The following is a 12,782-nucleotide window of genomic DNA, read 5'->3' on the forward strand; positions in this document are numbered from 1 at the left end:
GGGGGATTCCATGCAGCAGCCATTCGGTGAAAAAGGATGGAAGTTCCCTATTCAGGTGGATCAGGCTACAGGCCGTATTCGTTTGTCCGACTACGAGGATGACATCGCAGAAGCCATTCGCATCATTCTTTCCACAGCAAAGGGTGAGCGTGTGATGCGACCGAAATTCGGGAGCGGATTGCAAGGCTTCATGTTTGATGGCACGGACGGAACGAGCCTGGCCTTGCTCCAGTCGGACATCGCAGAAGCGATCATGATCTGGGAACCACGTGTGCGGGATGTGCAGGTGGAGGCGAAGGTCGACAAGACTCATTCCGAAACGGTGAACGTTACGATCAGTTATACCGTACGTGCGACAAACAAAGGGTATCAGCTATTGTATCCAGTCCATCGTCTCGGTCCACATGGATAGCGCAAGAATCACAGTCGCGTGAAAAAAAGGAAGGGAGGTGGGTAATGTGAAGCCACCTTTGGTCGATCCGCGGGATATGCAGGCAGTCATCCGAAAAATGCGCGAAATGGTGCCCTTCTACACACCGGAGTGGCGCTTCACGCCAGAAGATCCTGATTCAGGTACGGCTTTATTTCTCCTTTTCGCAGACATGCTGATGAATAATCGTGAGCGTTTGAATCAAGTCCCGGAGCGAAATTTTATCGCTTTTCTCAATATGCTTGGTGTCGGAATGTCTCAGGCAAGACCGGCAGAAACCTTTTTGGCATTTGAATTGAGTACGGGCGTGCAAAAGCCAGTGTGGATTCCAGCGGGCACAAAAGTTTCGGGGAAGTCTGCCCTTGGCGATGAAGTGGTTTTTGAAACCGATCAGCCTATGCTGGCTACCCCCTCTCTCCCAACAGACCTGTTGTTTTCCAATGGCAGTCGAGACTTTTTAATAGATGCAACGAGTTGGCTTGGAACAAATGCACCGCTCTCTCTCTTTGACTGCAAGGCTTTGCCTAATCAGCAGGAGCATTGCTGGTATTTGGGGCATGAGGACTTGTTTTGTTTAGGAGATCGTGCTTCGATCCAGCTTACGATGGTTTCTAATCAGGAACGCTACCTGGAATCCTTGCTGACAGAGAAGCTAGCGAATCCCGAACTGGTCGAGTGGACGTATCTGTCAGAGGGCGAATGGGTTTTGTTCGACAAGATCGAGGCTGATCAAAATCGGCTGCGCTTGGAAAAAACGCAGCGGAAAAAATGGGAGTCTAGTCACGTGCAAGGAATCGAAAACCGTTGGCTCCGTTGTCGAGTGAAGCCAGGCATGATTCATGAGTGGATGAAAAATGGCGGGAGCACCTCTCTGACCCAAATCCAGATGAAGACGGATTATTTGCCGACAGATGATCCGGAGGGCCTTGCACCCGACATGCTTTTCTCCAATGATGTGCAGGTTTCTGGGAGTGGTTGCCTTGCGTTTGGCGAGCAGCTCGCACCGTATGGCATGTTTTTTTTGTCCTGTGAAGAGGCGCTGACGAAGCCGGGAAGTACAGTTGCCCTGCGTTTTCGGATGAAGACAGTGCCTTATCCTGCAACGCATCTATCACAGCCGGAACCGAAATGGAAATGGATCATGAAGGAATCTTCCTTTGCCCCTCCTGCGACGACACCCGTCACGGTCAGCAAGGTGGTATGGGAATACTGGAATGGCAGCGGATGGATGGTGCTTCTGTCAGGAGACGACCGTGAGAAGCTGTTTGCCAGCACTGATTCGGATGAGGAGATTGTGGTTGCCTTTACGTGTCCAGATGATTTGCAGCCGACAACTGTGCAATCCCAGTATGGTTATTGGATTCGTGTAAGAATTCTTCAAGTGGAAGGCTTATATGGCCCGAATCCTGTATACATGGCCCCGTGGCTGGAAGATATGCGCCTGACCTACTCGTACAGCGAGTCGCTGCATGAGCCCGAAGCCATTTTCACACAGAACGACTTGGATTGGCAGCAACCTGTCGGTACAAGCAATCATCAGGCTAGCTTCCAGCCGTTTTTGCCGTCCGAATGCTTGCATCCCGCCGTCTACTTCGGATTTGAGCAGCCGCCATTACAAGGGCCGCTCTCTTTCTACTTTTCTTTTCTACCAATGGAAGAATCCCCAGGGGCTGCTCCGGTTGTGCAATGGGAATACAAGCGAGGAGATAGAGGTGCGACGACTTGGGCCAAGCTGCAAACGATTGATCAGACCGCTGGTTTTACGGAAAGTGGTACCGTACGTTTTGCTGGTCCTTTTGATATGGAAAAAAGCAAAATGTTTGAACGGGAGCGTTATTGGATTCGCGCCGTCAACGTAGACAATCGTCTGGGAGGAGTCGCTTCGGATGCACGACACCCCGTGCTAAGGGGCTTTTATCCGAATACGATACGAGCCATTCAACAGGAGACGATTCGCAATGAAATGGCAGAGCGGATAGCAGAGGGACCACAAGCCGAGTACAGACTGATTCGACATCCCGTCATGGACGAAGAGGTATGGGTAGATGAAACAGGCTTCTTTTTGCCGAGTGAACGAAAGAGCTGGCTGGAGCATCCAGAAAATCGGGTGGAGATTCTCTACGATTCTGAAGGGAACGAGCAAAAATGCTGGGTTCTGTGGCAGCGAGTTGAGCATCTGCACGATTCAGGCCCAGATGATCGCCATTACTGCTTGGAGAGTGCTAGCGGAAAAATTTTGTTTGGCGATGGCCGACACGGTAGGGAGCTTCCTCAAACCGGACTCGGTTCCGTGAGGGTGACGTATAAGGTGGGAGGGGGAACAGCAGGAAATCTTCCAGCCGGGCAGTTGAATCAACTGGAACAATCGATTCCGTTTGTCCAAGCTGTCAGCAATCCGGTGCCTGCGAGTGGAGGAAGTAATCGGGAATTGCTGAAGGAAGCTTTGCAGCGCGGTCCACAGACAATCAAGCATCGCTATCGAGCGGTGACGGCAGAAGATTTCGAATGGCTTGTCCGTGAAGCGCATCCGGGGATCGTCAAGGTGAAGTGTTTGCCGAATCGGAACAGCCGCCTGCAAAAAGAAGCAGGACATGTCACTGTGATCGTATTGCCCGCAGCGGGATGCTTCGGTACAACATTTTTGGAGCTTCGGCGTTCTGTCACGAACCACTTGCTGACACATGCGGCAGCGACGATAGCCTCTCCCGAACGGATTCATGTCAGGGAGCCTGTCTACTTGGAAATTGCGGTGACAGCAGAGCTGGCAGTGGGGTCTTTGGACGAAATCGTGGAGGTGGAGCTGGAGACACTCGGCAAGCTCGCGCGATTCCTTGACCCGATATCGGGAAATCTGCACGGTGGGGGCTGGGAAATAGGCCAGCGTGTGCACCCTTCGCTCTTATTTGCCTTATTGAAATCCGTAAAGGGCGTCCGCTTTGTGGATCATCTGACCTTGGCTGTATTTCGAACGGAAAATGGGCAACGAAAGGAAATGCTCGCTTCTGAATACGAAACGATCGTACATGGGATTGTCACAGAGGGTGCGCATCGAATCAGCGTCCGCGTTCACGAAGGCCAGGCTGCCTACCCACCCAAACATTGAAAAAGGAAGTGTGCGCTATGCTTCCATCCAAGAATCTGGATGATCGCTACTTTGAGGAGATCGTCGAACAAGCAAAAAACGCGATCCCCAAGCTGCAGCCAGAGTGGAGTGATCACCGTCATCACGATCCTGGCATTACGCTTTTGGAGATGTTCGCGTGGTTGATGGAAATGCAGCAATACTATCTCAACCGGGTCACGGAAAAGAATGAACGCAAATTTTTGCAGCTCATGGGTGTACACCCAAAGAACCAGTCATGTGCGACGACGGATGTAACGTTTTTCGACGTGTCAGAAGAAGCGATCCTTCCGGAGAAGACGAGATTGTTCGCGGGGAATCTTCCTTTCGAGACGGAACATTCGCTTGTTCTGGTACCAGCCAACCTGGAGCGTGTTCTGGTTCATACAGAAAGCGGGACGGCGGATGTGAGTTCATCTAATGCGCATAATGGTGTTTCCTACTTCGCATTCGGCCAGGAACCAAAGATAGGGAACAAGATTTACTTAGGCTTTGATCGGCCACTGCCAGTAGGGAAGGTAGTCTCGATTGGATTGCGCCTGTTTGAAGACTATCCTGTCCCAATCGCCCCGCTTACGCCCACAGCGCTTTTCGTTCCATCGGCTAGTCTCGAGTGGGAGTACTATGGACAGAACGAACCAACGCAAGAAACGGGATGGGGTCCGTTCCCACTAGTCTCGGATGAAACGATGAATCTATCCTTTTCGGGACGTGTCCTGATCGAGCTGGAAGGGACAATGAAGCCGCTCATGCTTTACCCCGCCAATGATCGCCCTCGATTCTGGCTCTGTGCGACATTGCGTGCAGGTCGATTCGAATTGGCTCCTCGCATGGAAAAAATCGAGTTGAACACCGTGAGTGTGATCCAACGCGAAACCTTCAGTCAAGTGTGGGAGTTCGATGGAACCGGGCAAGCAGATCAGACGATCGTCCTTTCCAGTTCGCTATCGTATGAAGGTACTGTGGAGGTTCAATGCAAAATGGGACAACATTGGCAAAGTGGATGGGATCAAGATGAACCAGACCAAGCCGATACAGGCGTATTTTCGTTTCGCGTTTCGCGTGACCCAGTACAGGGCACCACGATGATTGGATTTGGAGGTGCAATGCCTGAAGGTCGCAGAAATATTCGAGTCATCGCCTATCGGATTGACTTTGCAGGGCAACGGTCCATCGGAGAAAGCAGTGGATTGCCACATCAAGTGTTTCGGTTGAACGTCCAATCGATCTTGCCAGAAACGTTTGTCATTCAGGTGGCCCGTCAGATCGAAGGCAGTCCGTTTCCCGTCTGGGAAGACTGGTGGCTGGTCACTGATTTTGACCGATCAGGGCCACAGGATCGCCATTTTATGCTGACTGATGTGGATGGGGCAGAAATTGCCTTTGGCAACAATGAGCACGGAGCCATTCCCGAAAGGCTGGAAGGCATGGCGGGTATTCGGATCCTATCGTGTCAGACAAGCCAAGGTGCGAAGGGGAATGTGCAAGGAGGCCAAATTACCCGAATCCTGCCACTCGCCCGGCAGCAAACCACCGCGCAGGTGACGAATCCACTTCCAGCCAGTGGGGGAAGCGAGCGCGAAACGATTGATCAAGCGAAGCGCAGGATGAGAATGGAAGGGAAAAAACCGCAGCGGGCTGTTACAGCAGAAGATTATGAGGCCCTCGCTCTCTCGACACCTGGATTGCGAGTAGCCCGCGCAAAGGCAATCCCCCTGTACAGAGTAGGGGAAATGGGAGCTTCCGAGCAAAACGCAGCCGCTCAAACGACTGTCGTCATCGTCCCATTTAGCGATCAGCCGACACCACTGCCAAGTGAAGGCTTCCTGCGGACTGTTCGCCACCAATTGGAACAACGAAGGCTGCTGACGACAGAGGTCCATGTGGCTGCTCCAGCTTATATCAAAGTGACCGTTTTTGCGACAATCGTGGTGGAGTCTGCGTTTGTAGACAAAAAGCAGATGGTGCTACAGGCATTGCAGCGATATTTGACACCATTGGATCTACACAATGCTTCGAGTCAACAAGGAAAAGGCTGGGAATTTGGTCGGCCTGTTTATAAAAGCGATCTCTACGAGGTATTAAACCAGATCGAGGGTGTGCTGTACGTGACGGATTTGTGGGTTTCCGCAGAGGGTACAGGCATCATCAGGGATGAAGGGGGCGATATACAGATTCCGCCCCATGGGCTGGTGTACTCAGGAGAGCATGTTTTGGAGCTCGTTTTGGATAGAGAAAGATAGAAGGGGACAAACGGAGGAGTGGGCGTGGATACAATGAATCGTTTCTTTTCCCTGAACAATCCGTCTGATTGGCAGCGGGGGATCTGGTATAACCTTCACGTCTCCAACGAGGGGATTGCGCTTAACAAATCGCCCGAATATGTGATCGATCATGTGCATCAGGCTGGGACGACACATCACTCTCGAGTCTTGGATTTTGCCATGGCACGCGTTGGCTCATTGCTTTGGCTGGATGAAAGCGGACAGATCACGCATTATGATGACGGCAACAACTTCAAGGAGACTGTGTTTCGCGCTGGACGGGGGTTGTTTTCCAAAGACTCGTTTCTCGTCGCTGACGATGAATACGTGTATATCCTCGACCCCGAAGCAAGGCGAAAAGTCGGTGCGTATTCCATAGCCAACGGCCAGTGCGTTTGGAGCCGGGAGGAGGGGGAGGAACAGAGGCTTTTTCCTTTGGATGCAGGGCTGGATGAAGAAGGACGTCTTTACATCACGACACCTGTGGTCGTAGATCAAGACAACGAACGGAAGGAAATCGCGGCGGGAACACAAGTCGTCGTCCTTCGGCTGAATCGGGCAGGCAAAATAGACGCTACATACGCGCATGAGGAATTGAGAGTAAAAGAGACAGCTACACTCCGTGAGATCAGGCGAAGAAGGTTGTTTCGCCTGTCTGTTGCCGAAGCGGGCAAGGCCTATCTCTTTTGGGCACAGACGAATCAAGTGTTTCGGTTCTCTTCGGAAGGCGCAGATGTGTGCACCCTGGCGATCCCGTCAGGCACCAAGCCCGCGGGATTTGCAGTAGGTCCAGGTCCCATTCTCTATGTGGGTGATCGGCGTTCCATCGATTCGGCTCATGATCATACCCGATTCATTTTACGTTTTCAACCAACGGGGGAAGCACTTGCGCCGTTGACCAACTACCACGGCCGAGCAGACAAGCTCGTTTTTGATAACCAGCAACGGCTGTATGTTTGGGACGCGCAGAAAAATGTTCTGACGATGATGAGACTCGTTTCCCGAACGTCCAATCTGGATGCGACGGGAATACCGATGGGTATCTACTTCTCTCGTGCATTGGATAGCACGGAATATGAAACAGTGTGGCATAAATTCACGCTGGAAGCAGACATACCGGAAGAAACACAGTTACTCATCTCGACGTTTTCTTCTGATCGAAAAGAGCATGTGATTGATGGAGCCGTTCGCAATCTGGATGATGTTTTGCTGGCACCCGACATGGACTGGAGAACCAAGCTGCAAAGGACGGCCAATCTATGGTCAGAGCCGGTAATCAACGCTTCGGATGCGCTGTTTCATTCCGCAAAAGGCCGCTATTTGTGGCTCAAAATCGAATGGCTTGGAACGGACCGCCATTCCCCGTTGCTCAGGCAAATGCGGATTTACTCGCCGCGTGACACATTTTTGCGTTATTTACCAGCGACTTATCAAAGTGAACCTACCAGTGCTGATTTTTTGGAGCGATTCCTTTCCCTTTTCGGGACGTTTTACTTGGAGCTGGAGGAACAGATTGATACCATCTCACGGTTGTTCGATCCTGATACGACACCGGGAGAGTTCGTCCCTTGGCTCGCTTCTTGGTTGGGGATGGGCAGGGATGAGCATTGGACAGAAGCACAGCGACGAGAGCTGGTTCGTCGCGCACCGGAGCTATACGCTGAGCGGGGCACTCGTGCGGGATTGGAAAAGATGGTACAGCTGTATACCGGGGAGCGCCCGATGATCGTGGAGTATTTTCAAATCAGGGACATGAAGGCGATCCCGGAGCTGCACGAGCTAATCTCTTCCTTGTACATGGATCATCCGTATCAGTTTTGTCTGATTGTTTCGCAGGAATGTGCGACAACAGAGCGGGAGCAGTCGGTTTTGCAAAAGATTTTGGAAGATCAAAAGCCTGCTTTTACAGAGGCAAAGCTCATCGTTCTGCGCCCGGGCATCTACGCCGACCTCCATAGCTACGTGGGGATTAATTCTTATTTGACGGAGCCGTCGTTCCTTACGCTTGATCAAAATTTGTCTATTCCATACAACACGGTGCTAAGTGGGAAGGACCGCAGCAGACGAATCGATTATGACACGAGGATTGGGCTGGATGCAGAGCTGGAGTAAGAAGCCGAGATTTATTCGCAAAGTGAGGTGTTCGAGATGAAGAATCTGCGTTATTTTCCACATGAACGGAATGTGTATTTCAAAGGAAAGCTGTTGACCGTCAGAGATTTCGAATCAGAACAACGCTATTTCAATGACAAGCGTCGACTCACCAATCGGCTGCTTCACGGGGGTGGAGTGGTATGCGGTTTGCAGGTGATCGCTGTGGACGAAAAGCAGATTTCGGTCGAGGCTGGAGTCGCTCTTGATTATCTCGGGAGGGAAATTGTGCTTCCTGAACCAGTGAAGCTGAAGCTGTCCATGATGGAAGGCTTTAGCAACAACGATTACGCGAAAAATGTGTACGTCTGCTTGGCCTATGATGAAAAAGGCAAAGAACAGGTCTTCTCCGTATCGGAAACCGTCGAGCAGGAAATGGCTGAATACAACCGGGTGGCAGAAGGATATCGACTTTTTATCAAAGAAGAGCCACCACATCCTGCATCCATCGAAGGGGTACAACTGGTAGAGCAAAGAGTGCTGCTCTATGCAGATCCACAGGTGCGCATTTGGCAGGCAACTCCGCGATACGTCAATCCAGGTGAAGTATTTTCCTTGCAGTTGCACATTGAGAAGACGGTACAAACGTCACGCGTGCAATTCGAATACAAGCTGGATGCACCAGGGCTGACGGTCTTGGAAAGCAGTGACGGTAGCGTATCCTTCTTAGAGCCTGTTGACGGGAAAGAGACCGATTATGTCGTCTCCATTCCGCTCAAGGCTGGCTGGGATCGCGGTACGGTAGAGCTGGCGGTGCTGGGTGGCAAGGCAGAGGTTCGACTCGGCGATCGCTTGGTGCATACCGATCTCGTTTCTGTAGGGAAAATCGAAATCACGCCAGGCGATCTGGTAGAGCGGCTCGTATCCGATTACTACAATCGCAAGTTGGATCATGTGACACAGGCGAACGAACAGCCTTTTCTATATTTGGCAAAAGTATGCTTGCTGCAAATGAATGCGACCTATGTGATTGAGAAGGTTGTTCCTGTTCCGTTTGGGGAGTACGTGTATACGCCAGCGCTTTTGCAAAAGCTTGCGTTGCGTGGACAGAAGGGAAGGCCATTCGAGCAAGGCTCCCATGCGGATTCCTTTCGGGTGACCACGCGAGTGAAAGAAATCGCGGCAACTGATAAGCCGCAGTTCGATGTGAGCTACGATAATCTGGCGTCTGTCTACCAGTTTGAGCTGGGTCTGCCCCGACCAGGAAAGGCAAATGAACAAGTAGCAACGGGCGTGATAGAAATACCGATTGATCCATACTCCTCCAACTGGCCGTTTGGAGTCAAGATCGGCAATCGTTATTTTTCCGAGGAGCTCAAGCATTCCCTCGGAAAAGGGAACGTGTATGTCAGTGCAGGAATGGAGGATTTTCATGCAGATGTGATCGATGAGTTGCTTTCCCAGCATGAGCAAGTGATGTACGGGCATACCAGTGTTTTCGATGATTCGGAGTATGCGATAGATGCAGCGCATTTTGCCGTAGGGGTCATCGTTTATCCGCAGAAAGGAACGTTTCGGATTGGCGTACAGGTGAAGGGACCTGTTCAGACAGATCGGGCGAGGATCAGGTGGTGGGCGATCAAACCGCTGGCAGAGGGGACAGAGGATGTAGCGTTTCAAGATTCATAAGAGTGGGACGGTTTGCTTCATTCTGTATTTATGCTAAACTTTCTAAATGTAAGTACATATCAGCGTTAGACGGGAGGAGATCCAATGGCAACACATATCACAGATCATTCCGTTTTGAACAACGGGGTGAAGATGCCCTGGCTGGGTCTGGGTGTCTGGAAGGCAAAAGACGGAAACGAAACATTGGCCGTCCGATCCGCGATTGAGGCGGGGTATCGCAGTATAGACACGGCAGCTATCTACGGCAACGAAGCCGGCGTAGGCGAAGGAATCCGTCAAGCCGGAATTGATCGCGACCAATTGTTCATCACGACCAAGGTGTGGAATGCGGATCAAGGCTACGAGTCAACGCTGAAGGCTTTTGATGAAAGTATGAAAAGGTTGGGTACTGATACGCTGGATTTGTACCTGATTCACTGGCCGGTAAAAGGCAAGTATGTAGATACATGGAGAGCCTTGGAAAAGCTATACCGCGATGGATATGTACGTGCGATTGGCGTCAGTAATTTTCATAGCCACCACCTCGAGGATTTGCGCCAACATAGCGAGATCATTCCGGTTGTCAACCAAGTCGAGTATCATCCCTTGCTTACCCAAAAAGAGTTGCATGCGTATTGCAAAGAGCACCACATTCAACTAGAGGCATGGAGCCCGTTGATGCAAGGAAATCTCGATCATCCTCTCTTGGTAGAATTGGGACAAAAATATGGCAAGTCTCCAGCGCAAATTGTGCTTCGCTGGGATTTGGAAAATCAAGTGGTGACCATTCCGAAGTCGATCACACCAGAGCGGATTCGTCAGAACGCAGATGTTTTTGATTTCACCCTCAGCACAGAGGATGTAGAAAAAATCACTGCCCTAAATGACAACAAGCGTTTTGGGCCAGACCCCGATCATTTTGATTTTTAAAGGGAAAAAATAACATAAAAAAGGGAAGCCGTAACAGGTCGGCTGCCCTTTTTTTATTCCATTCTGTAAGGTGACAATCGGATTCGCTCTTTACTATGCTTTATTTTTTCGTATACTGAAAAGTAGCATATTCGTTTCATCAGATGAAACGATCGGAACAAAGTAGGAAGCAGGTGTCAAACACTTATGGAAGAAGAACAAAAAGCAAACGTTCGAGCAGTCGATCGGGCTTTGGATATCCTGCTCTGTTTTACAGACGCGACGGATCTGGGCCTGAGTGAGATAGCGAGTCGACTCTCCTTGCATAAAAGTACCGTGCATCGTTTGCTGGCAACGCTGGAGAACAAAGGGTTTCTGATACGAGATGTCCAGACGGAGAAGTATCGACTTGGGTTTCGAGTTTGGGAGTTATCCGCCAATTTGTCGCAAAACGATGATCCAGCGACATTGCTGCTGCCGGAGATGGAGCGATTGCGGGATTTGGTGGAGGAAACGATCAGTCTGTATGTGCGGGATGGAAACGAGCGGATACGCGTACAGGCAGTCCAAAGCAAGCAGCCGATTCGCAGGGTGGCGCCAATTGGAGCGCGTATGCCACTCGCGGTGGGAGCATCGAGCAAGGTACTCGTTGCTTACGCAGAACCTTTCATTTTGCAGGAAGTCATCAGCGATCCGAATTGGCCTGACTTTGTGAACAAGGAGTCCTTCATTGAGCAATTGGATCAAATCAGGAAGCAAGGCTTCGCGACTAGCGTGGAGGAACGGGAGCTGGGGACAGCAGCCGTAGCCGTCCCGATATTCAACCGCAACGGACAATTGGTAGCGTCTATTGCAGCGTCGGGTCCATCCAACCGCCTGACTCCTGAAAAAATGAGCCAATATGCGCCTTACATCATGGAAGCAGCCTACCGAATGGGAAAAATGATGAAATAACGAAGAAGCCAGCACACCGCCACGGATGTGCTGGCTTTTTGTTACTCAAATAAAAAACTTTACCAGAGTTAATTTATATACTATGATAAACACAAGTAGAAAAAGGAAAAAAGGAGTCCAAGATGGCAGAAGCATTACCACTACGTGAGAAAAAGAAAGCCAAAACCAAATTCGCCCTTCTGGACGCTGCCTTGGAGCTAATAGGCGACGGGAGCTTCCGAAATGTACTGGTGGATGACATTTGCGAACGAGCAGAGGTATCGAAGGTCACATTCTTTAAATTTTTCCCGCAAAAGGAAGAGCTCTTGGTTTATTACATGAGCATTTGGCAAGCAGAGTGTTTCATTGAGCTGCAGAGTACTGGCAAGAGAGGCTGGGAAGCGGTGCGGCATATTTTTGCCAAGGTTACGAGCGATGGTGTGAAGCAGCCGGGGATCATGCTTAGCCTTATCAGCTTTTTAGCCGAGCAAAAAATGCACCCGAGTGTCCCGCTTCTATCTGATGCCGAATTGCATTTACGCTTCCCCGCACATGAGGAGAGAGAAGCCATTAGAGCTACTGATCTGCATCAGCTTTTCCAAAAGTGCGTGCAAGAAGCAGCCGAGGATGGTCAGCTTGCCCTTCACCTGTCGGAGGAGGAAGCCGTTATTTTGCTATTCTCGATGTTTTACGGAGCCTATCTGACGGCACATTTGTTTCATGTGTCTGATTATATGGCGTGTTACGAGCTGCATCTCAAATCATTGATAAGGTAGGGGAGTCGGATGGCAAAAGTAGTTCCGGGGCGTTTTACAGCACAAATGGAAGGATCTTTCGTCGTATTTATCATCGGGATGCGAATCAATCGTATGCTTGCGGTTCACAAGTGGATGCCAGTAGCCAATGCGATGGGAGGCATGATGCGGGAGTTGTATCAGCACCCGGAGCTAGGATTATTGGGGCACACTTCGCATTTTAATCTGCGTGAAATCACCCTAATCCAGTACTGGCGATCCTATGAGCATCTGGAAAATTACGCGAGAAAAAACCACAATCATTTGAGCGCGTGGAAGAAGTTCAACCAAGCGGTAGGAACGGATGGAACGGTTGGGATCTTTCACGAGACGTACTTGGTCGATGCAGGAAAATACGAATGCCTATACGGAAATATGCCTGTCTGGGGATTGGCCAAGGCGGGTGAGCATCTACCAGCTGTGGGAAAAAGGGAGACGGCACGCCGCCGTTTGGGTGGTGAGAACGAGCCAGCGCTCCCTACTCCTACTCAATAGTAGAAGATACCTCGAAGCAATTACATTCAGTCGCAAACAAGCACAAGGTCGCCCCGCTTCTGCTGTGGGCGACCCTT

9 protein-coding genes are annotated in these 12,782 nt (G+C 50.7%); all 9 read left to right on the forward strand.

The features are described 5' to 3' along the window. Positions 1–10 precede the first annotated feature (10 nt). The 9 genes from ODZ53_RS23515 (at position 11) to ODZ53_RS23555 (ending at position 12,705) form a co-directional block, all read left to right on the forward strand. Complete coding sequence (locus ODZ53_RS23515; RefSeq protein ID WP_015892455.1) at positions 11–412, forward strand: GPW/gp25 family protein; 402 nt, start codon at positions 11–13, stop codon at positions 410–412. A gap of 46 nt (positions 413–458) precedes the next feature. Beyond that, the gene (locus ODZ53_RS23520) at positions 459–3,533 is read left to right on the forward strand and encodes a putative baseplate assembly protein (protein WP_372680457.1); all 3,075 of its coding nucleotides are present in this window, start codon (positions 459–461) and stop codon (positions 3,531–3,533) included. A 17-nt stretch (positions 3,534–3,550) separates the two neighbouring features. Next, a complete protein-coding gene (locus tag ODZ53_RS23525) occupies positions 3,551–5,794 on the forward strand; it encodes a putative baseplate assembly protein (protein WP_372680458.1) in 2,244 nt (747 codons plus the stop codon). 33 nt (positions 5,795–5,827) lie between these two features. Next, complete coding sequence (locus ODZ53_RS23530) at positions 5,828–7,927, forward strand: phage tail protein (RefSeq protein WP_372680515.1); 2,100 nt, start codon at positions 5,828–5,830, stop codon at positions 7,925–7,927. Positions 7,928–7,963: 36 nt separating this feature from the next. Further along, entirely contained in the window at positions 7,964–9,595 is a 1,632-nt protein-coding gene (locus ODZ53_RS23535) for a hypothetical protein (RefSeq protein ID WP_372680460.1), read from the forward strand. Positions 9,596–9,679: 84 nt separating this feature from the next. Continuing rightward, on the forward strand, positions 9,680–10,504 hold the full coding sequence (locus tag ODZ53_RS23540) for an aldo/keto reductase (protein WP_372680462.1): 825 nt from the start codon (positions 9,680–9,682) through the stop codon (positions 10,502–10,504). Positions 10,505–10,690: 186 nt separating this feature from the next. After that, entirely contained in the window at positions 10,691–11,437 is a 747-nt protein-coding gene (locus ODZ53_RS23545) for an IclR family transcriptional regulator (protein ID WP_015892448.1), read from the forward strand. Between the two features lie 122 nt (positions 11,438–11,559). Continuing rightward, the gene (locus ODZ53_RS23550; protein ID WP_372680464.1) at positions 11,560–12,192 is read left to right on the forward strand and encodes a TetR/AcrR family transcriptional regulator; all 633 of its coding nucleotides are present in this window, start codon (positions 11,560–11,562) and stop codon (positions 12,190–12,192) included. A 9-nt stretch (positions 12,193–12,201) separates the two neighbouring features. Further along, the gene (locus tag ODZ53_RS23555; protein WP_015892444.1) at positions 12,202–12,705 is read left to right on the forward strand and encodes a DUF4188 domain-containing protein; all 504 of its coding nucleotides are present in this window, start codon (positions 12,202–12,204) and stop codon (positions 12,703–12,705) included. The last annotated feature ends 77 nt before the right edge of the window (positions 12,706–12,782 follow it).

It is taken from the genome of Brevibacillus sp. BD137, assembly GCF_041644655.1.
GTDB classification, from domain to species: domain Bacteria; phylum Bacillota; class Bacilli; order Brevibacillales; family Brevibacillaceae; genus Brevibacillus; species Brevibacillus brevis_D.

Bases quoted from the DNA above. Each gene is read 5' to 3' on its own strand.
- ODZ53_RS23550 (WP_372680464.1), top strand. From the start codon at position 11,560: ATGGCAGAAGCATTACCACTACGTGAGAAAAAGAAAGCCAAAACCAAA.
- ODZ53_RS23540 (WP_372680462.1), top strand. From the start codon at position 9,680: ATGGCAACACATATCACAGATCATTCCGTTTTGAACAACGGGGTGAAG.
- ODZ53_RS23555 (WP_015892444.1), top strand. From the start codon at position 12,202: ATGGCAAAAGTAGTTCCGGGGCGTTTTACAGCACAAATGGAAGGATCT.
- ODZ53_RS23515 (WP_015892455.1), top strand. From the start codon at position 11: ATGCAGCAGCCATTCGGTGAAAAAGGATGGAAGTTCCCTATTCAGGTG.
- ODZ53_RS23525 (WP_372680458.1), top strand. From the start codon at position 3,551: ATGCTTCCATCCAAGAATCTGGATGATCGCTACTTTGAGGAGATCGTC.
- ODZ53_RS23545 (WP_015892448.1), top strand. From the start codon at position 10,691: ATGGAAGAAGAACAAAAAGCAAACGTTCGAGCAGTCGATCGGGCTTTG.
- ODZ53_RS23535 (WP_372680460.1), top strand. From the start codon at position 7,964: ATGAAGAATCTGCGTTATTTTCCACATGAACGGAATGTGTATTTCAAA.
- ODZ53_RS23530 (WP_372680515.1), top strand. From the start codon at position 5,828: ATGAATCGTTTCTTTTCCCTGAACAATCCGTCTGATTGGCAGCGGGGG.